Genomic DNA, 24,061 nt, shown 5'->3' with positions numbered 1-24,061 from the left:
CTGTCAAATGGTTCAGCAAGGACAAAGGGTACGGGTTTATTACCCGTGACGACAACGAAGGTGACGTATTCGTCCACTTCACAGCTATACAGAAAGAAGGTTTCAAGACCCTTGAACAGGGACAGAGGGTAGAGTTTGAGATTGAAGAAGATGCCAAAGGTCCCAGGGCAAAGAACGTCGTAATTCTCAACGGTCAGTAAAGGGCAAGCTCCCTCAGAATACGCAACTTATGGGATTCCCCCCACGCAGGGGGGATCTCTTTATCTCCAATACTCAACCCGACGGGGTGACCCATATCCATCAGCTTTATCGTAAGGTAGGTAAGTTTAGATAACCTTTCCTCAATACCACCATCAACCATTTCCAGCGTAAGGATCACCGGTTCTCTCTCCTCATCAAGCATCTCCCTGACGAGTAGTTTTTCCCTTTTGGCGGTAAGCTTCCAGTGAATAAGTTTCATAGGCTCCCCTGAGTACTCCTTAACACCCCTGAACTCCTCATAGCCCTTAGTGGAGCTGGGGTAGGGTGAGCTGCCTTCCTCGTGGGTTCCGCCGCCGGCCACTTTGAGATTAGCCGGGATCGGTGCCGGGAAAACGGTGAGCTTCACCTTTGCGGTCACATACATAGACCTGACAAACATACCGAGGGGAAAGTCAGAGCTTACGGTAAGCCTGACCTCTTCTACCTGCCCCCTTCTTTCAAAGAAAAGGTTCAGGACGGACTCCCTGTCCTGCGAGTCTATCAGGGGGAATAGGGTCTCTCCTGAACCCGAGGACACTCTTATGAGAAAGGAGGGCATTATTCCTCTTTTTCTGGCAACGACCCTGAAGGGTGCCCCCCGTTGGGCAAAAACTTCCGGCGGAGGTATCAGGCTCAGCTCTATACCCTTGAGGTTCACGATGGAGCTGACACCCGATATGAGCATTAGGGAGAGCATGGAGGATACTATTATGTAAAGCAGGTTGTTCCCCGTGTTTGCGGCGGCTACGCCGAGAAATACCGTTACCCCTATGAATATGGCACCCGACCTCTTTACCTTGACCTTCATCTCTTCTTAACCAGATTATCGCCCAGTATGTTGAAGGCGAGTATTGTAAGGAATATAGCCATGCCCGGAGACAGCATCCAGGGGAATGAGGAGAGGACGTTCGTGTTCCTCACCTCCGATAACATGTTCCCCCAGCTTGGCTCGGGCTCCTGAATGCCAAGACCCAGAAGACTCAGCGCAGCCTCGCCCAGTATGTAGGCAGGGATTGAGAGAGTAGCAGAAACTATAAGGTAGTAGTAGGTGTTGGGTAGTATGTGCTTCCTGAGTATCCTGAAAGTCCCTGCACCGTAGGTCTTTGCAGCTAAGACGAACTCCTTCTCCCTTATGGAGAGAACCATACCCCTGACCACCCGTGCGAGACCAGCCCACCCAAGGAGGGAGAGTATGAAGACTATCATCAGAAATATCTGACCGCTTGAGAGCTCCAGAGGGAAGACAGCCCTAAGTGAGAGAAGTAGGTAGAAGGTGGGTATGGACATTAGAACCTCAACGAGTCTCATTGTTAACGTGTCCACCTTTCCCCCAAAGTAGCCTGAGATACCCCCCACTACGGCGCCTATGAAGAAGGTTACGAGAGTCCCTATTATCCCCACTCCGAGGGAGTACCTCGCCCCGTAGAGGAGCCTTGAGAAAACGTCCCTCCCCAGCTTGTCACCTCCCAGGAGGTAGAGCCTGCAGGGTTTTTCCACGCCCACGAGCTTGAAACCGAACTCCGTCTTTGTGAAGAACCTTAGCCGACAGGAAACTTTACTGTTCTCCTCGTAAACCTTGAAGAGGGGGTCTTTGAGCTCGTAAAAGTTCACGTATGGGAATACGAGCCTGCCGTCCTTGAGAAGGTGCACCCTGGTGGGCGGGTGATAGGGCTTCTTCCTGTTCTGGAGGTCGTAGGGATAGGGGGCTATGAAGTCCGCAAGGAGAGCTGATATGAATAGCAAGGCTATCAGAGAAACAGAGAACTTGACCCCGGAGTTCATGCTTCTCTAACTGATTATATCCTCTTCAATAACTCTCCTGAGCAGCTCTTCCTTCCTCAAACGCAGGGCTTCTGGACCGGAGAGGAACACTCCGAAGGTTCTCAGTATCCTGTCGTCAACGAGGATCCCTCCCCTGTTGCCCTCAAGCCTCTTTATCACCTGCTTTGCCTCCCTCTCAACGCGCTTGGTGTCCCCTCCGTACCTGTCCCTTTCAAGGACTTCTTTCAGTTTATCCTCAAGACCGCCCTCAAGGGCGGTGTTTAAATACTCAATAAACTCAGAGGTTTTACCGCCTAAAGGCGGTGGCTTCAGACCCTCTTCGTGCAGGACTCTCTTAAGGAGGTTAGCCCTTATGTGACCTATACCCTTTATACCGCCGAGAGCAGAGAACTCTTCCGTCAGCCCGTACTTTACCGAGTGGGCTACCCTGAGTATCTCCTCGTTGCTCCAGGAGATATCCCCGAAGCTCCTTATATCAAGGAGGATTCTGAGAAGATGGAGGGCATCCGTCCCGAGGTAGGAGAACTCTCCCGGTGGGTGCTGGACGTTGCGGTACTTGAAGGTTAGCCCCTCTATGTAGAAGAGAAACTGGTGGGTGTTGTCCGCAAAGCACTCCCCACCGCAAGGTGCTAACTTGCTCCTTACGTAGAACTCGTCCTCGGGGAAGGTCTCACCCCTCTTGACGAACTCGTAGAGTCCCTCAAAACGCTTCACGAACAGGAGAGGTCTGATAACCACGAGCTTCTCAAGACCGACGACCTTCCTTCTCAGGAACTCCTCGTAGTTTATGGGCGACATTCCCGACCTTATGCAGAAGAGAGCCTTGTCGGAGAGCCTGCCCTTCTCTATGTATCCCGTTTCCTCAAGCCACTCGTATATGTCGTCAATGAGAGGGTCTCTGGAGTATTCCTTCAGAGAGAATGTCCTCTTCAGGAATTTGCGGAAGTTCCTCCCTTCGTAAAGAAAGCCTATGAGAACGAAGAGGCTCAGAATCTTCTCAAGCTCCTCGCTAAGCTCACCCTCCCTGACCTTCCTCTGAAGGTAGGGTGAGAATTCCTCCTCAAGACTCCTTTCAAGCTCACTTTCAAGGGTGTGGGGCTTTGCCCCGTAGGGCAGTATGTAGGAGTAGCCCCTCTCCTTTATCCCGAGCCTTCCAGCCCTTCCCTCCATCTGGAGTATGTCAAGCTGGGAGGGAAAGACCTTCCACCTGCCCTCCCTCCTGTCGTAGAAGGCTCTAACCCCAATCATGACCGTATCGGCGGGTAGGTTCACCCCGTAGGCGAGAGTGTGGGTCGCCACGAGGACAGGAAGCTCACCCTTTCTGAAAGACCTCTCTATCTCCTCCCTCTCCTCCCTCGGTATGTCCGCGTTGTGGAAGGCGAGCTCAACCTCCTCCCTCTCCTCCTTGTCAAAGGGCACCGTCTCGTTCATTATTCCTATCTTCTCCCTGTTGGCGATCTCAAGAACCTTCCAGCCCACATTCTTCTTGTGGACGAAGAGTATCACCTGCTCGTCCGGTCTCTTGAGCTCGTACAGGGCTGTCAGGAGCTTGCTGGCGAGCCTCTCGTCCTGCTCCTTAGCTTTGACGAACTCCCTGAACTCCGTAAGGGGTATGACCTTCCTCTCAAGGGGGACGGGTCTCCAGAGGGACTCTATGAAGAGCTCCGTCTTTATCCACTTTGCCAGCTCTATGCTCCCGGGGAGGGTCGCAGAAAGACCGAGCATCTCCACTCCCTTCTCAATGAGGTGGGTTACTATTTCCTCCAGAACCCAGCCCCTTGAACCTATGAGGTGGTGAATCTCGTCTATCACTATGCTCTCAGCCTCGGTAGCCCATGGGAGCTTGTTCCTGAGGGCGAGGGCGAGGTTCTCGTAGGTAGAGACGAGGATGTCGGAGTGTTCCCTCCTGTAGAGCTCTATTATGTCCCCGGTCCTCATATCAACCTTCTTACCGAAGAGTTTTCTCAGCTCAACCGCCTTCTCGTAGACGAGGGACTTGGTGGGTGCGGTGTATATTCTCCTTCCCTTTTTATCCTTCATGAACATGAAGGCTATGAGGCTCTTTCCTGCAGAGGTTGGTGCGGTCACGAGAGCGTTCCCTTTTCTGTACTTTTTAAAGAACAACGTTTGTATGGGGTTGAGTAGTTCGTAAGGGACTCTCTCTCCCAGCTCCTTCCCTTCCGCAAGGCTTTCCTCTTTCGGTCTTCCCGCGGGTGTCTTGTATACCAGCTTCCCACCCGGAGGGTCTATACTGAACTCTGAGTTCTCAAGGACGAGGTAGTGTTTCATATAGGGGTAATTATAAGGTCAGGGACAGCCAGTCCCGTCGGTTTCTACGTACCGCCCGAGGCAGGCGTCAAAGCAGAAGCCCCAGCCGTTTAGCAGTGCGTGGACACCGTGTATCCTGTAGCTCTCTCCGCCATCGCAGGCTGGCACCTTCTCGTAAGTTATGGACACGTTCTTGGAGACCGATACCGCTCCGGTGAGGGTGTTAGTCCCGTCGGTGAGGTCGCAAACAGCTGGACCGTATCCTGAGGCGGGGCAGGTCATTGAGTTTGGAAGAGTTTTGAACTCATTAATAAATAACTCAATAGATCCCACAGCGTTATGCACATCGTAAATTACGGAAGTTCTAAATGCTTTCTTAGTGTGTGCACTATATGAGTATATAGATATAGTTATCAGTAAACCTATTATGCTGAAAGCGACCAAAACTTCTATTAAAGAAAAGCCCGCTTTAGCTAAGAAATAGCTTTTATTCATACCCGCTAACAGCCTTATAAATTACTATATAAGGAAAAGCATCATACACCCTGTCAAAGTATTTAAAATCACGACCTATAATAAAAGCCTGAAACATAAAGGTGTTTATTATGTTATAACTCACTACTATCTCATAATATTTGTCTTTGTATTTAATCAAGAAAAGTATTAGATCATCAGGTTTTATATGTGTAGTATCTATTTCTTTTACTGGTTTGATCATGCCTTTATCCCTATTCACAAACAAGAAACCTTTGAACCAGCTATCATTTCTGAGTGTGTAATTTTCGCTATCAATAAAAACAACATTCATGCATCCAACTGAGTTGTTTTTCGCACTATACACGCATTCATTTATTGGTGACAGATTAAATTTTGAAAAAGAATCTAAGTAGAAAGAGCCCAGACCTATTAAAATAGGTAAGGATAAGTCTCTATTGACAAGCACTACATACACCGGGTTATTTAACTTGAGATTTTGATAGGATATCACATCCTCTAAAAATTCTTTGTATGTTTTATTTCTGTATTTGAAGTGTAAACCCCTCTGATTAGTTACGTATGAAACGATTTTGCGAGATAGATTCTCATCGTAACTCACAAAAGATTTCGCTACAGCAAATGTTTTGACGTAATGCCAATTTGCATTATCAATATAAACACTTCTGTCGGATAAGTATCTAATGATATGACCGTAGTCCCACCAGCTCCATATATACGCATCTTGTTCTGTATTCTCCTGTAACCAAAGCCCAGCTTTATAAAACTCACCTGATATAGTAGGCTTGTTGGATACAAGAGCTATACTTGGTGAGAAACCAGCAGATATAGTGATCAAAATAAACAATGATTTTATTATAGTTTTATTCAAAAGCGAAAATCTTTCAGATAAAAATTCATGTATCTTATACACAGTATAACCAAACCCTATTCCTAAGAAAGGTCCTAAATATATCAGCATCCTGTTTCCCGCAAAGAAAACTAAAAAACCCATAGCTATAATGGGCAAAATTGCAATTACTGCATACCTATATTTTCTGAACATAAGTATTAAACCAATTGTGCCAGCCATAATAACGTACTCATTTGTCATATAAGACAGCTTAGTTATATCTACATCGTTAAGCTCAGAAACATAAGTAGCCATATTTAAGGGAACAAAAGAAGCAGTCTTTTCAAAGACACGAGACATAATCAGTCCATAAGCTGATTTAAAGCCTTGTATAAACGCTTCTAAGCCAGCAATAATACTGAATATACTCAACTGTACACCAATTAACCTTTTATTCTCTTTAAAAAATAGAAAAACGATATACATCCATATAAACAGGAAAACAAAAAATGGTTTAGGATACCACCACATAAAAACTTTAAAAAATAGCCCTGCCAATACAGTATATGCGATGGTTCTATAAATACCTTTTGAGTTTAAGCTAAGCCAAACTAAACCCAATGTCATAAACAAGAAAAACAATATTAGAAAATCTGTATCATACCTACCAAATTTAGTCCTTGTCCAGTAAATCAGGTTAAAAACGCCAACCATATATGCTCCTACGGAAACATATAAGGCGCTGGTTTTATCCATAAAGCTGTTTATCCATGCATGCAAGGGAATTATAAATAGTAAACTCAGCACAGGGGGTAACAAAGCTATAAAAAAATGTATGTTTAAACCAGATATGCTACTTAACCAACCTGGCAGTAATACTATTAACTGTTCACTATTTTCTATAGTAAAATCAGGCACATTACGCTTGTAGTTGATATACACACCTTTATTCTTCCCTTCATAGTTATCTATAGCCAGCTCAGCATAGTAATAACAGTCAAAGCACGTTAAGTAGTTTTCTCCTATCCTGCTTAAATCGGATGTTGATATCCTGTATAAAGCTGTTAAAAATATTAAAAACGAAAGAAAAAGAATAGCTCTCATACAGACTAATTAAAGGAGCCGAGCCTGGCCCGGCTCCTTTAAAATTAATTACTACAGTTTATAACCGCTGCGGACGTACCAGAAGCACTAACTGTCGCATTGCAAGTTACACTAAATGTTCGCCCGGTTGCAGAGACAGTGTAAGAAGTTGCATTAGAGGCATTAACTGTAATACTTGAAACGGGACCACCCTCAAACTTGTCACATATGGTATCAGTGACATTACTCGATGTTATATCAAAGCTCACGTTTTCAGCATACTGTGCCTCTATCTCTGTAATACAGTTTCTGACCGCACTCTCAACCGCTGCCCTTTCAGCATTCTTCCTATACTTGTTGAACTGCGGTATCGCTATCGCTGCCAGTATGGCTATGATGGCTACGACGACGAGGAGTTCAATCAGGGTGAAACCCTTCTCCCGGTTGAGCTTCCTTGCCTCTGCAAAGGCTTGGTAAAGGTCTCTCATGATGCACACCTCCTATAGGTTTTGTTTACATTATACTTTCCATCGTGAAATTTGTGTGAAAGTTTCGTGAAAACTTCTAAAATATTGGGTCATGGAAAGCAAACACACCTTTGAAGACCTCCTCAAGGTTATGGAGGAACTGAGGGAAAAGTGTCCTTGGGACAGAGAGCAGACCCACGAGAGCCTTAAAAAATACCTCATAGAGGAAGCCTACGAGGTCTTGGATGCCATAGACTCCAAAGACTACGAGAAGCTCAAGGAAGAGCTGGGAGACCTGCTACTCCAACCCGTGTTTCACGCCCAGATAGCCAAGGAAAGAGGGAGTTTTGATATAAACGACGTCATAGACACCCTCGTAGAGAAGCTCATAGAGAGGCACCCCCACGTCTTCGGAGATGCAGACGCCGAGGAAGTACTCAAGAACTGGGACAAGAAGAAGAAAGAGAAGAGGGAAAGCGTCTTTGAAGGCATACCCAAGCACCTACCCGCACTGATGCGGTCTCAGAAATTGCAGGACAGGGCGAGTCAGGTAGGTTTTGACTTCACGGACATATCTCAGGTCTTTGAGAAGATAGAGGAGGAGATAGCGGAGCTAAAAGAGTCCCTTGAAAAAAACGACAGAGAGAACATAAGACACGAGATAGGAGACATACTCACCGCTGTGGTAGAGTTGGCAAGATTCGTGGGAGTTGATGCGGAGACCGCCCTTCAGGAGGCTAACGACCGCTTCGTGAGAAGGTTCGGCTACATAGAGAAGAGGGCAAAGGAGATGGGCAAAGACCTTGAGGACATGAGTCTTGAGGAAATGGACAAGTTCTGGGAGGAGGGCAAGAGAAGGTTAGAGGGCGGTTGAAAGATCACGATAGCTGTAAACCAAATTGATCTCTCTGGAGGTTATATCCTCAAAGAACCTCTGACCTATGCGACCCAAGGAGTGGGCACCCAGCAGGACTATAGCCAAATCACCATTGGTTATGTTTTGAAGATTTTTGTTCAGTATGTCCGTTACCTGTTCTAAGGACACCCCCGTTCCATCCTGAAGGGTGTCTGCAGGAATTCCTAACAGGTCTTTTGCGTTCATATCACCGGCCAATAAAACTGAGGACTTCTCCTCCCTGAACTCTGATTTCAGTGTAGCGTCTATACGGTTCTCAAGGAGATCCTTCTCGTATTTCCTCTCCACCACAAAGGTAGGGTGGGTGTAGCCCTTGAACTCCTCAAGAGGTTTGTCTTCCAGCTTGTCAACCAGTTCTATCCTGACGAACTGCTTGTTAAGGTAAAGGGTATCGCCTACCACCCTCTCAACGTCAGTTCTCACCTTCCCCCTTATGGACTGGGAGTAGGGCTTTACGAGGGAGGGTATAGCCTTTCCTTTGATCCATACGCCACCCTCAAGCAGGTGCCACCCTAAGAAGGGAAACTCGTACTCCTTTACGGGAAGACCCAGCCTTTGGGCGATGGTTCTGACCTCTTTTATGAACCAGAGCTCTTCCTTTGAACCCGGTCTCCTGCCCTTTGATGAGAAGAGATCCCAGACGGAGTCTTCTCCCTTTTGCCGGAAGAGTCCGTATATGCAACCGCAATAGTCCTGCTGGTATATCTCGTTCTCCCTTGTGAGCCTGAACATCTCTTGAGTTCCCCCACCCTTTCGGTAGTTGACCGCAAGGAAGTTTATCCCATAGCGCTCTGCGGTCTTCTGACCGCTCTCTTTTAGCTGATCAAACCTCTTTTTGGGACTCATCAGGAGGGTGGTGGTGAGCGTATCGCAGCCCAAGTCCTTGGCTAACTTGGCTGAGCGTTCCAATCTGAAGTCAAAGCACACGGAACACCTTTTCCCTCTTTCTGGCTCTTTCTCCAAACCCTTGACACTCTTGAGCCAGTCCTCCACGTCGTACTCGCCTTCTATGAGCTTTATGCCCAGCTTATCGCAGGCTCTTTTGGTCTCCACAAAGCGGAGCTTGTACTCCTCGTAAGGGTGTATGTTCGGGTCGTAGAAGAAGCCTATGAGATCGGAGTCAGGGTTGTCCTCTCTGAGTCTCTCAAGGAAGTAAAGGGCGTCCGGCGCACAGCATATATGGACGAGGAGCTTCTTCATAGGGAAAGTTTACTGCTCTGGCTTCTTGGCTGGTATGATATCCTCCAGCTTCATGACCTTGCGTTTAGGCACGCTGACTATAGCCTTGCGCAGGTCGTCGCCCTCGTAAACCTTTGATAGCTCCGTCTGTATGAACTCAAAGAGCTGGTCTATCTGCTTTTGAAGCTCCTCAAGCTGTTCCTTCATGTTCAGGATTATATCCACGCCTGCAAGGTTAACTCCGAGCTCCCTCGTCAGAAAGAGTATGAACTCAAGCCTCTGAAGGTCTTCGTCCGAGTAAAGGCGGGTGTTCCCCTCGGTTCTGGAGGGCTTGAGAAGACCCTCCCTTTCGTAAAGCCTGAGGGTCTGAGGGTGTATGTCGTACATCCTCGCAACGACCCCTATGGTGTATAGTCCCTTCTTCCTCATGGCTATCACCTCTCCCTGATTCTTTCAGGTTCTGGGAGGAGCTCCTTCAGCTCCTTTAGAAGTTTCTCTACCTTCTTACCGTCCTTGAATACCTTTTCAAGGACACCGATCTTGGGCACCTCTATGTTAGCCCTTACGTACATATCGCCCTTTCCACCGCCTTTGAGACGGGGCATGCCGTACCCGCTCACCTTTATGAGCTCTCCGTGCTGGGTTCCGGGCGGTATCTTCACCTTAACCTTCTCACCGGATATGGTGGGAACCTCTATCTCGGTGCCTAAGACAGCCTCAGGGTAGGTGAGGTTGACGTCCACGTAAAGGTCGTCTCCCTTCCTCTGAAATACCTTGTGGGGCTTGACCTTAACCTGTATGTATAGGTTGCCGGGGGGTCCCCCAAACCTGCCTGCATGACCCTTTCCTTCAACGACGAGTTTAGAGCCTGTATCCACTCCCGGAGGGATCCTGACCTTTATGGACTCTCTCTTCCTTACAGTCCCACGCCCTCCGCAGGCTTTGCACGGCTCGTAAACGACCCCTTCACCGTGGCAGGTAGGGCAGGTCTGAGCTATGGTCATGAAGAACTGTCTCTGAACCACCTGCCCGCTTCCACCGCAGGTAGGGCAGGTCTTTACACCCTTGCTCTGGTCGTAACCCATGCCCCTGCAGGCTTCACACTCAACCTCCCTGTCCACATCCACGTTTATGGTCGTTCCCCTGTAGGCGTCCTCAAGGGATACCTCCACAGTTCTGTATATGTCCTCACCACGGGTTGGTCTGTGTCTCGTCCTCCTTCTGCCGCGGGTGGCACTCTCAAAGATGCTTCCAAATATGTCCTCAAAGAATCCCCCTCTTCCACCGAACACCTCGTTAAGGAGCTCCTCAAGGCTCGGTATGTTCTGCTGGTATGCCTGTTCCTGAGCTCCCATACCTTCAAAGGCTGCGTGTCCGTAGGTGTCGTAGAGCTTCCTCTTTTCCGGATCAGAAAGAACCTGGTAGGCTTCGTTTATCTCCTTGAACTTCTCCTGGGCGTCCGGGTCTTTGTTTATGTCAGGGTGATACTTCCTCGCGAGCCTCCTGAAAGCCTTCTTTATCTCCTCCTGACTTGCGCTCCTTGGCACGCCGAGCACTTCGTAGTAATCCCTCTTTGTGGAAGGCATTTATAAACCTCCTATCAGCCTTTCTCCTTTGTTATTAAGATAAAAGTTGAGTAATATTATGTCAAGTTTGTGTCCCCTCGGGGATTATGAGCCTTTCGGGTTTTAATATACCGCTCTCCACCCTTCCAACACCCACGAAGGTATCGTCTATGTATATGGTAACACTTCCCTCCTCAGTCTTGTCCTTCAACAGGACGGGGTTCCCGTTCAGGATCTTCTTCCCGTTGAAGAAGTCTAAGCTGACCTTCGGTAGGAAGGAGAAGGCTTCCTCAAGGGAGAGCACATACTCCCACGGCTCTTCAGAGCTCAAGAACTCCTCCAAACTGACGGCGTCTCCCAGAGAGAAAGGTCCTACCGAGAGCCTCGTGAGCTCCTTCACAACAGCCCCTGTTCCCGCCTTCTTACCGAGCTCGTGGACTAAGCTCCTGACGTAGGTTCCCGAGGACACCCTCATGAGGAGCTCAACCTCCGGCGGCTCACACCTTTCCATCTCAAGCTCGTGAACGGTTACCCTGACGGGTTTAAGCTTGGGTTGAATGCCCTTTCGTGCGAGCCTGTAAGCCCTCTTACCTTCTACCTTCTTTGCGGAAAAGGGAGGGGGATACTGATCTATGCTTCCCCTGAACAGGTTGAGGAGTCTCTTTACATCCTCGCACCTGAAGGTAGCTTCGCTCTTTGCAACCACCTCTCCCTCAATGTCGTAGGTGTCCGTGCTTAAACCGAACAGAGCAGTAACGCGGTAAGTCTTATCCATGTTGAGGAAGAGCCATGAGAAGCGTGTAGCCTTACCGACGAGCAGCACGAGGACTCCCGTTGCTATGGGGTCAAGGGTTCCCGTGTGACCAACCTTGGTCTTTAACTTCCTCTTTACCCTCTCAACCACTCTCGTGGAGGTTATGCCCTTGGGTTTGTCTATTAGGAGGACTCCGTCTCTCATCAGCTGAGGAAGTCCTTGAGATGTCTCTTCATCGCGAGGCTTCTGAGCTTTCTCAATGCCCTCGTCTCAAGCTGTCTGACCCTCTCCCTTGAAACCCCGAGGATATCCCCTATTTCCCTGAGGGTTTTGGGCTCGTTCCCCTTCAGGCCGAAGCGTAGCTCTACAACCCTTCTCTCCTTCTCGGGGAGCTTGTCCAGCAGGTCGTATATTTCCTTTTCAAGGACTTCCTGGATAACACTCTCCTCAACCTCAGCCGTCCCGTGCTTGCTCAGGAAGTCAACGAAGAAGGTGTCCTCGTTCTCTCCCACGGGAGCGTCAAGGGAAAGGGGTATCCTGCACACCTGAAGGTACTTCTCCACCTCTTCGGGCGATATCTTATAGCCTTCCTTCTTGAACTTCTTCTGAACCTCTTCGTCGGTGGGTTCCCTTCCGAGCTCCTTTGTGAGCTCTTTGGCTATCATCTCCTTGCTAAGCTGCTCGGCGACCTCCTCGGGGGTGGGTTCCCTCTCAAGCTCCTTGGCGAGCTCCGCGTATATGGTTCCTATCTTGCTTATCAGGTGAGACTGCTTAAGGGGTATCCTCACCGCACCGGTCTGCTGGGAGAGTGCCTGCATGATAGCCTGCCTTATCCACCAGACGGCGTAGGATATGAACTTCACTCCCCTTTCTGGGTCAAAGCGCTTTGCCGCCTCTAGAAGACCGAGATTTCCCGCGGCTATCAGCTCTGAGAAGGGGAGTCCGTAACCTATGTACTGCTTGGCTACGCTCACCACGAACCTGAGGTTAGACTCAACGAGCTTCTTTAGAGACTCCTCGTCTCCCTCCTTAGCCTTTCGGGCGAGCTCCTTCTCCTCTTCTGGGCTTAGAAGGGGTATCTTGGATATCCTCTTAAGATACTGATTTATAAGTTCCTGCTCCGTGTCAGGCATAACCTTTTCACCTCAGCCTAAGAACCACGTAAACGTTGCTCCCGTTCCTGCGCACCAGCAGCAGCGCCTTTGCCTTTCCCACCTCCCTGAGGTTCTCTATCACGCTGTAAAACTCCCTCACGTTCTTAACTTCTCTGTAGTTAACCCTCATTATAATATCGCCCGGCTTTAATCCACTTCTATTGGCGAGACTGCCCGGCACGACACCTACCACCACGACGCCTTCTATCCCAAGGCGAGCCTTCTCCTGAGGTGTAAGGTCTCTCAGGTTAAGACCGAGATCCTCTTCACCCACGTCTCCTCCGAGCTTCTTTCCCTTCTCTGGGAGTTCTCCTATCTTCACCTTTATGGTCTTTTTCTTTCCATCCCTGATCACGGTGAGCTCTACCACCGTTCCGGGCTTTGTCTTCATAACTGTAAACTGAAGGTCTCTCACGCTGTCAAGCTTCTTGCCGTTAAGGGCGACTATTATGTCTCCCACCTTGAGCCCTGCCTTATCGGCTGGGCTGTTTTTGAGCACCTGGGCTACAAGTATGCCCTCTCTGACCCCTATGGCTTCGGCTATGTCTGGGGTTATCTCCTGTATGACTACGCCGAGCCAGCCCCTTACGACCCTCCCGTGCTCAAGTATCTGCTCCATGACCCACTTGGCGAGGTTTATGGGTATCGCAAAGCCGAGCCCCTGCCCTGAGGCAACGATGGCTGTGTTTATGCCTATCACCTCTCCGTATATGTTTATGAGAGGACCCCCTGAGTTTCCGGGGTTTATTGCGGCGTCGGTCTGTATGTAGCTCTCGTACTGGGTTATCCCTATGCTCCTCTTCAGGGCGGATACAACACCAACGGTGACGGTTCTCTCAAGCCCGTAGGGGTTTCCTATGGCTATGGCGAGCTGTCCTACCCTCACCCTGTCCGAGTCACCCAGTCTGGCTACCCTGCTCTCGGCGTCATCTATGCCCTTGGCGTCAACCTCTATAACGGCTAAGTCCGTCTTGGGGTCTGTTCCGACGACCTTTGCGGGTTTTTCGGTGTGCTTGTCAAACCTGACCGTTATGGTGGTGGCGTTTTCAACCACGTGGTTGTTCGTAAGTATGTAAAGCTTTCCCTTTTTGTACTTGGTTATAACACCGGAACCGAGGGAACGCTTTTCCCTCTTGAAGGGCTCCATGGGTATCATGAAGGGGAGGTCAAACTGCTCAAAGGGGTTGAACTTTACCTCCTGTCTTGCAAATATGGTGACCACGGAGGGAGAGACCTTGTCTATCACCCTTGAAAGCTCGTTCTGAAACTCTTCCAGTATGCCCCCGCCGTTTATAGCTGGCTTCTGCACAGGTGTGCTCGCCACAGGTGTTTCAGCCCTACACCCCAAGAGTATTGAGAGCGTCAGGATTGACACAAGGGCAAATATCTTCATTCTTAACCTCCTCATGCTACCCTCACATACAAAAATAGCATACGGAAAACAGGTCTTTCCATAGAGTTTATCAGGTTTTCAATCTCTCTCCGGCTCAGCACCCTTTTCCTCAGTGGGTTGAGAGAACTCCCCGTGTGGTGAAAGAACCTTACAAGGTTCCAGCCCTCAAAGGGTATCTCAACATCCTCTACGAAGTGAATTCTTTCGTACCCCCTCAGCAGTGAGAGAACCGCTTCCGCGGTTGGGAAGGGAAAGTCTGTGCCCTCAAGGCTACCCTCAACGGGTAGAGCCAGACCGAAGGCTTTTCTGGTTACCCTGAGGGCTTCGGGAACGCTCTTGGACAGGTCTGTCCAGTGTAGGGAGAAGTTGCTCAGGGTGTAGTCAAAGCTATCCTCTTTGAAGGGCAGGCTCTCGGCATCTCCTACCACTCCCTTGGGGAAATTTTTCATGTAAGCCTCAACCATCCTGGGAGAGAGGTCAAGCCCCACTGGGGTGCACCCCTCTGGTAGTCTCTGGGAGACGAAGCCCGTCCCACAGCCGAGGTCAAGGACGAGACCGGAGGGGTTTAAGAGCTCAACGAGCCTGTTAGCCGTTTGTCTCTGGGGAACAGCCCACCTCTCATAGGTCTCTACCGACCTTGAGAAGCGTAGAGAGTAAGCCTGTTTCATCCTCAGCAGGGAAGTGACCTCCGGGAAGAATTATAAGTTTACTACCTTTTACCAAGTTGTAAAGCTTAAGGGCTTCCTTCACGGGCGTTATGACGTCCCTCTCGCCGTGGACTATGAGGGTCTTCTTCCTTAAGAGAGGGAGCCTGCACCTAAGGTCTGTTTTTATGAAGTCCTCCAGCATGCGAAGGGCTGTCTCTTCTGAAAGCCTATCCTCAAAGCTCTTGGGATAAGCCATCTTTCTGAAGGCACCCACACCCTCCCTTTTTATCCTGAGTTTGAAAGCTCTCAGGTTTCTTTCAGACCAGGCACCGCCGAAGTAGGGGGAGGTTCCTATGAGAAAGAGCCTGTTCACCTTTGCAGGGTACTTCATCGCGAGCATCAGGGCTAAGGTTCCACCGAGCGACCACCCCACTATGTCGTGTCTTCCCGGTAGCGATAGGGCTAAGGATTCCACGACCGATTCAAGGTTCTTGTAGGGCTCTGTGTTCCTTCCATGTCCGGGGAGCTCAACCTTTATACCCCTGCACCGATTGAACACCCTTGAGGAGAAAGCCCAGCCGTGGATAAAGACGGGACTTAGAAGTTCCATGGGAGAAAATATAATAAGAGCTTCAAGTACGCTAAGGGAGGAAGATATGGAAACGATAAAGGACTGGGACATGAAACTTGAGGTCGTGAAAACCAGGAAGGGAGTTCTGCTCCACAGGATTACCCTTAGTGAAGACCACTTCTTCCTTGAGCAAAACCCCCTTAAGGAGAGCAAGTACGGGGTAGCTTACAGGAGGATAAAGGAGAAGTATCCGGAGTTTTATATGTTCTGGGAGATAAAGAAGGGCAGGTACACGGGTAAACTTATAGCCGGCGCTATCCTTGATAAGGAGGAGATAGACCTGTTCATAACGGACATACTTCAGAGCGAGGAGTTCAAGAATTACGAGGACGTTAGGGAAGAGATAGAGGACTGATGCTTAGGGCAGAGAACGTAAAGAAGAGCTTCAAGGGCAGAGAAGTCCTGAAGGGTGTGAGCCTGAGTATAGAGAGGGGTGAGGTGGTTGGGCTCTTGGGACCCAACGGGGCTGGGAAGACCACGCTTTTTAACTCCCTCGTTGGTTTCGTGAAAGTGGACGAGGGCTTGATAGAGCTTGACGGTGAAGAGATAACCAGCCTGCCGCCCCACGAGAGGGCTAAGAAAGGTATAGCCTTCCTCCCCCAGGAGCACACCCTCTTTGAAGACCTCACGGTTATAGAGAACCTCCTTATATTCCTTGAGTTCTTCACGGACAGCAGGGAGGCTGCCGTAACCGGAGCGGAGACCCTCCTTGAGGACTTCGGACTTCTGTCCCTGAGGAACCAGAAAGCCTATACCCTGTCAGGGGGACAGAAGAGGAGGCTTGAGATAGCGAGGAGCCTCATAACGAAACCCAAGTACCTGTTCCTTGACGAGCCCTTTGCAGGGCTTGACCCCATAATAGTCAGCGATATAAGGAGTATGGTTCGGGGTCTCAAGCACCAGGACATGGGAATACTTATAACCGACCACAACGTAAGGGAGACGATAAGCATAGTTGACAGGGTTTACATAATCTCCGAGGGCAGGGTAATAGCCAAGGGCAGCCCCTCGGAAGTGGTTGAGCTTGAGGAGGTCAGAAAGACTTACCTTGGAGAGGAGTTCAGGCTATAGACCTTATCTCCTCCTTACCGAAGAAGAAGCCCTGCCCGAACCTTATGCCTATGACTTTGACCACGTTAAGCTCCTCCTCCCTCTCTATGAACTCAGCCACAAGGTCTATGGAGAAACGATCCGCCATTATCTTAACGCTCTCAACTATAGCCCTGTTGTAGGGGTCTCTGTGAATACGCTTTACGAATGAGCCGTCTATCTTTATAAGGTCAAGGTACTTGACGAAGTATCTGAGCTGGGATATGGAGGAGAAACCGCTTCCGAAGTCGTCCAGAACTATCCTGAAGTTCATGTTCTTCAGCTCCTCAATGTGCCTGAGGGCTTCTTCCGTGTCCATGAATGTCTCCCTCTCCGTTATCTCCACGTAAACCCTCGGTCTCTGGTGCCTCGGTATGAGGTTTAGCTCCGAGAGTATCCTGCCCCTGTCCAGAGAACGTGGGGACACGTTTATAAAGAAGCAGTAATTACTCAGCTCTTCGTAGCTGAGTAGCTTTAAGAGCCTGCTTACGGTAAGTCTGTCTATATCCTCTATGATACCGAGGTCTTCCACGTGGGTTATGAAATCACCCATGGTGTAGAGCCTATCTCCGTCAACCACACGGAAGAGAAGCTCGTAGCCGAAGACCTGTCCCCTGCGGAGGTCGTATATGGGCTGTAGGTGGTGTAGTGTCTTCCCGCTCCTTATGTAAGTCCTGAGCTCCTTCTCACGCTTGAACCTCTCCACAAAGAGCCTCTTGTCGGAGCTGTCGGTGAGTATGGCGGTTCTGTCCTTACCTTCGCTCTTTGCCCTGTAGAGGCTTATGTCCGCTATGGCGAGTATCTCGTCGGGGTTATCGGTGTCTTCCGGTACGCTGGCAACGCCGAGGCTGACTGTTATGTATATTACCCTGCTGGTGTCTATCCAGAACTTCGTCTCCCTTATCTTCTCCCTTATCCTCTCGGCGAGCTCGTAAGCTCCGAGCTTGTCGGTTTCGGGACAGAGGACGGCGAACTCCTCTCCACCGTACCTGTAAACGGTGTCCGTCTCCCGCACGCTCTCCTCTATGAGCTTCGCGACCTTCTTCAAGACCACGTCCCCTACCTGGTGCCCGTAGGTGTCGTTTATACCCTTGAAGTTGTCTATGTCCACCATTATCAGGCTCATAGACTTGTTGTATCTCTTCACGAGCCTGCCAAACTTGGCTATGTCGTGCTCAAGGACTCTCCTGTTGGACACCCCTGTGAGGGGGTCTGTTGTTGCCATGTGGGTGAGCCTTATGGTGTTTATAAGGTGCTGGCACACGACCTTTAGGTATCCTTCGTCCACCGAGTCCAGGTTGCAGTCCATCTGAAGCAGAACGCCCCCGTAAACGGAACCCTCTATGCGGAAAACTGACAGGTTCACGCACCCTCCGGAGCCCTTTTCCCTTATACAGGCTGGCTCCCTGATCACGGAGCTTACCTCCCTGCTCCTCTCCCTGTAAAACTGGAGGAGTTCTTTAAGTCCATCCTCTTCAAGACTCTCAGAGCCCACGACATAAAGGAGCTTACCCGTTTCCCTGTCCTCCACGACGAACATTGAGCTGCGGGCTCCAAATATCTCGTTCACCCTGTTTAGGGTTTCCCTCACGAAGGAGGGAACGTCCTCCGGGGAGCTTACGCCGTGTAGGGCTGTGTCAAGGATGAGCTCAAGCTTCTCAAACCTTCTCTGCGTATCTCTGGCGAACCTCTGAAGGAGCCTCGCTATCCCCCCGAACTCGTCCTTTGCCTCCGCCACACCAGAGAAATCAACAGAGTAGTTGCCCGCATCAAGCTCCTCCACTATCTTCCTGAGTCTCTCTATGGGGTAACTCATCAACCTCGCCCAGAACAGGTAAGACACTGAGAGGAAGAGTATGAAAACGAAGTAGAGCCTCATATAGAGAACGACCCTCTCCGCTATGAGAGTCCCCAGTATGCTTTTGAGGGGAACTACCACGAACATGCTCGCGTTGGAGTAGCTGTTTTCGTGAACCACGAGGATGTCCCCTTCGGAAAACTTCGGTCGCTCGCCGAAGTGGAACTCAGCCCCGTACTTGGCTATGGCTCCAAGCTTTTTTGAAAGTATGTCTTCTATGTAGGGGACTCTGTGACAGAAGAGGTAGGTTCTACCCTTCAGGTCTAAGACCGCTATGCCGAGCCAGCTTTCAGGGAAGAGATGGAAGTAAAACTTCTTGCCCTGGGAGTTCTGCAGGGCTTCCCTGAGCATGCCCTCTTCCAGCCTGCCTACCTGGAAGTTCTCACCCTTCGCACAGATTATGAACGTCCCCATAAAGGGCTCCAGCGTGTGAGTGCCTTCCTTCTCAACGAGCTCTGCGAGCGCAGTATCCGCCTGGAATATGCCCAGTATTACGTCCCTTATAGCGGTGGTTCTGAACTTGGCAGCCCTCTCCGCTGCGAGTCTTATCTCGTTGCGGACTTCCTGAACGGAGTGGGCTATGTCCACCACGAGGGCGAGGAACATGGACATGAATATCAGGAATGCGAAGAGCAAGACTACCTTGAGGGGATAGGTATGTACCTTGAGCCTGTCCTCTATAAACCTGTTAACGCGGGAGAAGAGCTCCATTACGGGGGTCATAAATTATAGCAGGAAAGCTACAGGTAGTCCTTTACCTCTCTCCAGCCGCCGTAGTAGTATTCCGCCTTCTCTCTCCCGAGGACTTCCCTTGCGTAGTTGAGTCCGTACGACGGGTCAAAGGGCATCATGTCCGAGCCGAAGACCATGTCCACGCCCAGAGAGTCTAAGAGCTTAAGGGGGACTGCGTCTATAAACCTCTCCTTCCCGAGAGCCTTGAGGTAGGTTTCCCTGAAAAAGGGCTTGAAGTTGGGCTGTATGCAGAAGAGGACGTTTAGCTCCTTAGCCCTGAGAGCCTGCTCCCTGTCCAGGAGGAGGGCGTGCTCAATCCTGTGGAACTTCAGTTCGGGTTTTGCCATCTCAAGGGCTACGAGGCACTCCTCAACCGCCCCGTCTCCTATGGCGTGAAAGGAAGCCCTCAGACCTTCGCTTTCAAGCTACTTTAACATAGAGGTGAGCTCTTCCGCACTCCTGAGTAGCAGACCTCTACTGTCCTTTCTGTCTTCGTAGGGCTCTTTCAGGTAGGCGGTTCTGGCGCTCACAGAGCCGTCAACGAACACCTTTACCCAGCCTAAAGACAGCCTCTCCTTCAGGAGATCAACTACACCTCTGTAATGCTCGTGGTAGGGCATAAGGACTACCCTCAGGGGGAGCTCCTCTTCAAGGCTGAGGTAGAGCTCGGCGAGTTCCTCATCAACGTAGTCGTGAACCTCCTCTATCCCGAACCCACGGGCGGTGAACACAGCCCTCCTGAGAGCTTCCCTCATGGATTCTCCCTTGGGCTTCATCCTGTCAACGACGCTCCAGAGGAACCCTTCGTAAAGGAAGCCTTTCTCTGAGTCCAGTAGTTCGTTCCCATCCAGTCCGAACTCCTCTATCAACCTTCTGTTCGCCACGCCCGTATGGGCGTCCATCCTGAGCAGTAAAACAGGTCTGTCTATGGTATCAAGGTCTTCCCTCGTGGGAGCCCTGCCGAGCCTTTTCTCCTCCCACCCCCATGCGAGTATGTATTCGTCCCCGATACCCTTCAGTAAACTGACCAGCTCCTCAACCGAGCTGAGTTTTTCAAAGGGGATACTCTTAAGAGCCAAGAGCTCTAAATGTGTGTGGGCATCAACGAGCGCCATGCCTTACAATTTTTATTTATTATGAATATCATTATGCGCAATAAGATAGAGTGCGAACTCCACAAAAAGATAACAAGCGGGGAGAGTTTGAGCGAGGAGGACTACAAAGCCCTCAGCGACATAGTCAAGGACGTCCTCACCTTCATGGCTAAGGAGAAGATAATACCTTCACCCCAGAACTACGAGAGGTGGTTCAGGATATTCTGCTATGCCAAGGAAAACAACCTGAACCTGTCCAAGAGCGAGCTCATAGACATCTACTTTGACCTCTACCAGGTGAAACTGGACAAACAGGATATAGAGTCTGCGGGCATAGTGGAGAGGATAGCGGAGGAGCTCTTTGAGGAGATACAGAAGGTTCTTAAGAGCGTCTCCGAGCACGACAGGGGCATATCCGAGGGCGGGGAAAGACTTGAGAAGATGGCAAGCTCAGTTCCAGCGGAGGACGTCCAGAAGGTTCTTAACAGGATAATGCACGAGGTAAGGGGACTGAAGAGCGTGAACAGGAAGTTCATCCAGAGGTTGGAGGAGCAGAGGGGAGAGATAGAGAGGCTCAGAGAGGAGCTCAGGAGGGTGAAGGAGGAGGCGAACATAGACCCGCTCACGGGACTCAGGAACAGACGCTCCTTTGAGAGGGCTCTCTCCGAATTCTTTAGGGACTTCAAGAAGTTCGGCTATCCCTTCTCGGTGATAATGATAGACCTTGATAACTTCAAACAGATAAACGATACCTACGGACACCTGGCAGGAGACAAGGTTCTGAAGGAGATTGGAAACATACTGAGGAACTATCTGAGGGCTAAGGACGTTCCCGCAAGAACCGGTGGAGAGGAGTTCACCATAATACTTCCCGGCATAACCCGTGAGGAAGCCCTCATGGTGGCGGAGAGGCTCAGGAAGGTTATAGCCAACTACACCGTTGAGCACGAGGACAAGAAGATAAACCCAACGGCGAGCTTTGGGGTCGCCGAGGTGAACGAGCAGGTGGAGACACCGGAAGACCTGCTCAGACTTGCGGACGAAAACCTCTACAAGGCTAAGAGGAGAGGCAAGAACACGGTCGTTGGCTAAGCGACCTCCTTCTCCCCGCTTAGGTATCTCTTGAGGTATATGCCCGTGTAAGAGTTTCTGTTGGCGGCTATGTCCTCTGGAGTCCCTACAGCAACCACCTGACCGCCCCTTTCTCCTCCCTCGGGACCGAGGTCTATGACCCAGTCGGCGCACTTTATCACGTCAAGGTTGTGCTCTATCACCACAACGGTGTTACCCCTGTCCACAAGCCTCTGGAGAACGCCTATGAGCTTCTTTATATCGTCCATATGGAGACCTGTGGTGGGTTCGTCAAGGAGGTAGAGGGTTCTGCCCTTCTCCCGCTTGGCGAGCTCCCTTGCGAGCTTTATCCTCTGAGCCTCGCCTCCCGACAAGGTTGGAGCGGGCTGTCCGAGCCTGAGGTAGCCCAGACCAACATCTCTGAGAAGCTGAAGCTTCCTTCTGAGGGAGGGGATGTTTTCAAAGAACTCGTAGGCTTCGTCTATGGTCATGTCTAAGACTTCCGATATGTTCTTACCCTTGTAGAGCACGTCTAAGGTCTCCCTGTTGTATCTCTTACCCTTACAGACGTCACAGGTGACGTAAACTGGAGGGAGAAAGTGCATCTCAACCTTTATGACGCCCTCACCCTGACAGGCTTCGCACCTTCCGCCCTTGACATTGAAGGAGAACCTCCCGGGTTTGTACCCTCGTGCCTTAGCCTCGGGGGTGTTGGCAAAGAGGTCTCTTATCTGGTCAAAGACCTTGGTGTAGGTTGCAGGGTTGCTCCTTGGAGTCCGTCCTATGGGGGACTGGTCAACGTTTATGACCCTGTCAAAGTTCTCAAGACCTTCTATCCTTTCCACGCTGCCGACCTGCTCCCTTGAGCCGTAAAACTCACCCTTGGCGTACCTGTAGAGGACGTCGTAAATGAGGGTGGACTTCCCGCTGCCGGATACTCCGGTAACGCACACGAAGAGACCCACTGGGATCTCAACGGTCAGGTTCTTAAGGTTGTGCTCCTTGGCTCCAACTATCCTCACGAACCTCCCCTCTGGTTTCCTCCTCCTCTCGGGAACCTCTATCTCAAGCCTTCCCGACAGGTAAGCTCCCGTCAGGGAGTTGGGATTTACCATCACCTCCTCAAGGCTTCCCGTGGCAACCACCTCCCCACCGGACTTGCCCGCTCCCGGTCCCAGCTCCACTATGTAGTCCGCAGCCTCTATAGTTTCGGGATCGTGCTCCACCACTATGACGGTGTTGCCTATATCCCTGAGCTCCTTGAGAGTGTTTATGAGTCTGTTGGTGTCCCTTGGGTGAAGACCTATGGAGGGCTCGTCAAGGACGTATAGCACGCCCGTCAGCTTGGAGCCCACCTGGGTTGCGAGCCTTATCCTCTGCATCTCACCACCGGAGAGGGTGTTAGCACTCCTTGACAGGGACAGGTAGTCAAGCCCCACATCTACGAGGAAACCGAGCCTCTCCGCTATCTCCTTTATGAGCCTTTCACCTACGAGGAGGTCTCTGTCCTTCAATTTTGAGACGAGCTCCTCCATCCACACCCTCGCCCTGCCGACGGGCATATCTGTTATGTCCCAGATGCTCTTGCCCTTTATGAGGACGGCGAGAGCCTCCTCCCTTAGCCTTGAGCCCCCGCAGGAGGGACATGGTCTTTCCACTATGTAGTCTTCAATCTCCTCCCTTATCCTCTCAGAGTCCTCTTCTAAAAACCTCCTCTCAAGGTGTCTTATTATCCCCTCAAACTCAAACTCCTGGGTTGAGCCGTATAGGAGTATCCTCTTAGCCCTGTCGGGTAGGTTCCTGAAGGTGACCCTCGGGTTCAAACCCAGCTTCCTCAGGACGTTGGTTATGGGAAACTTCAGGTAGTTAAAGAGAGCTGAGTCAGCTATCCTGAAGGCGTTCACCGCCGGCTCGTCTTCGTCTATGAGTAGCCCCGTGTCTATCTCCCACTTTACGCCTAGCCCCTTACAGCTTGGGCAGGCACCGTAGGGTGAGTTAAAGGAGAAGAGTCTGGGGGAGAGCTCCGGTATCGTAAAGCCGTGGTCTGGGCATACGAGCTTCTCGCTGAAGAGCTCCTCTCTCCCCGTTTCTACCTCTTCTATCTTCACAAGTCCTGTGGCGAGCTCAAGGGCTCTCTCAAGGTCTGTGAGCAGTCTTGAACGCTCTTCCTCTTCAAGGGTGAGCCTGTCTATAACTATGTCTATGCTGTGCTTCCTGTTTTTCTCCAGCGGGGGAACCTCTATAACCCTCCTGAGCTCACCGTCAACCTTTATACGGGAGAAGCCCATCCTGTCTATGTCCCTTAAAAGCTCCCTGAACTCGCCCTTTCTGCCCCTGACGACGGGGGCTAAGACCATTACCCTCTTCCCTTTGTACTTTTCAAATATCTTGTCTAATATCTCGTGGGCTGAGAGACCTTCAAGGAGACGGTTGCAGACCGGGCAGTGGGGCTTGCCTATGTTAGCCCACAGGACTCTCATGTAGTCGTATATCTCCGTGACGGTGCCGACCGTGGAGCGTGGGTTCTTTGAGGTCGTCTTCTGGTCTATGGCTATGGCGGGTGAGAGACCCTCTATCAGATCAACCTCCGGTTTCTCCATGACGCCGAGGAACTGCCGTGCGTAAGACGATAGGGACTCCACGTACCTCCTCTGCCCCTCGGCGTATATCGTGTCAAAGGCTAAGGAGGACTTTCCAGAGCCCGAGGGTCCCGTAATAACGACGAACTTATTCTTTGGAATCTCAAGGTCTATGTTCTTGAGGTTGTGCTGGCGCGCCCCCTTGATTACTATCCTGTCCATAATCTTTTAA

Annotated in this window: 21 protein-coding genes and 1 pseudogene; 5 read left to right on the top strand and 17 right to left on the bottom strand. The window is 50.5% G+C overall.

Annotated features, from left to right (window positions below):
• Positions 1-200, top strand: a 200-nt coding sequence (locus HG1285_RS07265; protein WP_008287946.1) for a cold-shock protein, incomplete at its 5' end; no start/stop codon positions are given.
• Here HG1285_RS07265 and HG1285_RS07270 read toward each other — a convergent pair.
• The 6 genes from HG1285_RS07270 to HG1285_RS20600 are packed head-to-tail and all read right to left on the bottom strand — an operon-like array spanning position 194 to position 7,188.
• Complete coding sequence (locus HG1285_RS07270; RefSeq protein ID WP_008287945.1) at positions 194-1,048, bottom strand: DUF58 domain-containing protein; 855 nt, start codon at positions 1,046-1,048, stop codon at positions 194-196. The genes HG1285_RS07265 and HG1285_RS07270 overlap by 7 nt on opposite strands.
• On the bottom strand, positions 1,045-2,022 hold the full coding sequence (locus HG1285_RS07275; RefSeq protein ID WP_008287944.1) for an ABC transporter permease: 978 nt from the start codon (positions 2,020-2,022) through the stop codon (positions 1,045-1,047). Before HG1285_RS07275 ends, HG1285_RS07270 begins: the two co-directional genes overlap by 4 nt.
• A gap of 6 nt (positions 2,023-2,028) precedes the next feature.
• The gene (locus HG1285_RS07280) at positions 2,029-4,311 is read right to left on the bottom strand and encodes a DEAD/DEAH box helicase (RefSeq protein WP_008287943.1); all 2,283 of its coding nucleotides are present in this window, start codon (positions 4,309-4,311) and stop codon (positions 2,029-2,031) included.
• A gap of 18 nt (positions 4,312-4,329) precedes the next feature.
• Complete coding sequence (locus tag HG1285_RS19095) at positions 4,330-4,785, bottom strand: type II secretion system protein (RefSeq protein ID WP_083793078.1); 456 nt, start codon at positions 4,783-4,785, stop codon at positions 4,330-4,332.
• Positions 4,778-6,721, bottom strand: a complete 1,944-nt coding sequence (locus tag HG1285_RS07290) for an STT3 domain-containing protein (protein WP_008287940.1) — start codon at positions 6,719-6,721, stop codon at positions 4,778-4,780. Before HG1285_RS07290 ends, HG1285_RS19095 begins: the two co-directional genes overlap by 8 nt.
• 44 nt (positions 6,722-6,765) lie before the next feature.
• Positions 6,766-7,188: a prepilin-type N-terminal cleavage/methylation domain-containing protein gene (locus HG1285_RS20600; protein WP_008287939.1), complete on the bottom strand. Its 423-nt coding sequence runs from the start codon at positions 7,186-7,188 to the stop codon at positions 6,766-6,768.
• A gap of 91 nt (positions 7,189-7,279) precedes the next feature.
• Between HG1285_RS20600 and mazG the strand changes: the two genes are divergently transcribed.
• Positions 7,280-8,041, top strand: coding sequence for a nucleoside triphosphate pyrophosphohydrolase (gene mazG, locus HG1285_RS07295; protein WP_008287938.1), 762 nt, complete (start codon positions 7,280-7,282; stop codon positions 8,039-8,041).
• Here the strand turns inward: mazG and HG1285_RS07300 are convergent.
• From HG1285_RS07300 to HG1285_RS07335, 8 genes are all read right to left on the bottom strand, one after another.
• Complete coding sequence (locus HG1285_RS07300; protein WP_008287937.1) at positions 8,027-9,283, bottom strand: epoxyqueuosine reductase QueH; 1,257 nt, start codon at positions 9,281-9,283, stop codon at positions 8,027-8,029. The two genes, mazG and HG1285_RS07300, sit on opposite strands and share 15 nt — an antisense overlap.
• A gap of 9 nt (positions 9,284-9,292) precedes the next feature.
• Positions 9,293-9,691, bottom strand: coding sequence for a helix-turn-helix transcriptional regulator (locus HG1285_RS07305; RefSeq protein WP_008287936.1), 399 nt, complete (start codon positions 9,689-9,691; stop codon positions 9,293-9,295).
• Between the two features lie 5 nt (positions 9,692-9,696).
• Positions 9,697-10,848: a molecular chaperone DnaJ gene (gene dnaJ, locus HG1285_RS07310; RefSeq protein WP_008287935.1), complete on the bottom strand. Its 1,152-nt coding sequence runs from the start codon at positions 10,846-10,848 to the stop codon at positions 9,697-9,699.
• Positions 10,849-10,909: 61 nt separating this feature from the next.
• Positions 10,910-11,785: a tRNA pseudouridine(55) synthase TruB gene (gene truB, locus HG1285_RS07315; protein WP_008287934.1), complete on the bottom strand. Its 876-nt coding sequence runs from the start codon at positions 11,783-11,785 to the stop codon at positions 10,910-10,912.
• Positions 11,785-12,714 (bottom strand): RNA polymerase sigma factor RpoD/SigA, encoded by a 930-nt coding sequence (locus tag HG1285_RS07320; RefSeq protein WP_008287933.1) that lies wholly within the window; start codon positions 12,712-12,714, stop codon positions 11,785-11,787. The genes truB and HG1285_RS07320 overlap by 1 nt, the downstream gene beginning before the upstream one ends.
• Before the next feature lie 7 nt (positions 12,715-12,721).
• Entirely contained in the window at positions 12,722-14,128 is a 1,407-nt protein-coding gene (locus tag HG1285_RS07325; protein ID WP_008287932.1) for a Do family serine endopeptidase, read from the bottom strand.
• 11 nt (positions 14,129-14,139) lie between these two features.
• Complete coding sequence (locus HG1285_RS07330) at positions 14,140-14,796, bottom strand: methyltransferase domain-containing protein (protein ID WP_008287931.1); 657 nt, start codon at positions 14,794-14,796, stop codon at positions 14,140-14,142.
• Positions 14,747-15,385, bottom strand: coding sequence for an alpha/beta hydrolase (locus HG1285_RS07335; protein ID WP_008287930.1), 639 nt, complete (start codon positions 15,383-15,385; stop codon positions 14,747-14,749). Before HG1285_RS07335 ends, HG1285_RS07330 begins: the two co-directional genes overlap by 50 nt.
• A gap of 46 nt (positions 15,386-15,431) precedes the next feature.
• Between HG1285_RS07335 and HG1285_RS07340 the strand changes: the two genes are divergently transcribed.
• Positions 15,432-15,761: a hypothetical protein gene (locus HG1285_RS07340; RefSeq protein ID WP_032496752.1), complete on the top strand. Its 330-nt coding sequence runs from the start codon at positions 15,432-15,434 to the stop codon at positions 15,759-15,761.
• Positions 15,761-16,477, top strand: a complete 717-nt coding sequence (lptB, locus tag HG1285_RS07345) for an LPS export ABC transporter ATP-binding protein (protein WP_008287928.1) — start codon at positions 15,761-15,763, stop codon at positions 16,475-16,477. Before HG1285_RS07340 ends, lptB begins: the two co-directional genes overlap by 1 nt.
• On the opposite strand, the gene HG1285_RS07350 is transcribed toward lptB, so the two are convergent.
• Together HG1285_RS07350 and HG1285_RS20245 are read right to left on the bottom strand one after the other, a co-directional pair.
• Positions 16,467-19,076 carry a bifunctional diguanylate cyclase/phosphodiesterase gene (locus HG1285_RS07350; protein WP_008287927.1) on the bottom strand — a complete coding sequence of 870 codons (2,610 nt, stop codon included), beginning with the start codon at positions 19,074-19,076 and terminating at the stop codon, positions 16,467-16,469. The genes lptB and HG1285_RS07350 overlap by 11 nt on opposite strands.
• A gap of 17 nt (positions 19,077-19,093) precedes the next feature.
• Positions 19,094-20,200, bottom strand: a pseudogene (locus tag HG1285_RS20245) (amidohydrolase family protein).
• A 33-nt stretch (positions 20,201-20,233) separates the two neighbouring features.
• Here HG1285_RS20245 and HG1285_RS07365 point away from each other — a divergent pair.
• Complete coding sequence (locus HG1285_RS07365; protein WP_008287924.1) at positions 20,234-21,271, top strand: GGDEF domain-containing protein; 1,038 nt, start codon at positions 20,234-20,236, stop codon at positions 21,269-21,271.
• Here HG1285_RS07365 and uvrA read toward each other — a convergent pair.
• On the bottom strand, positions 21,268-24,051 hold the full coding sequence (uvrA, locus tag HG1285_RS07370; RefSeq protein ID WP_008287923.1) for an excinuclease ABC subunit UvrA: 2,784 nt from the start codon (positions 24,049-24,051) through the stop codon (positions 21,268-21,270). The two genes, HG1285_RS07365 and uvrA, sit on opposite strands and share 4 nt — an antisense overlap.
• Between the last annotated feature and the right edge of the window lie 10 nt (positions 24,052-24,061).

The sequence above is a fragment of the Hydrogenivirga sp. 128-5-R1-1 genome (assembly GCF_000171895.1).
Note: the sequence above shows the minus strand (reverse complement) of the source record. Positions and strands in the feature narration are given on the sequence as shown.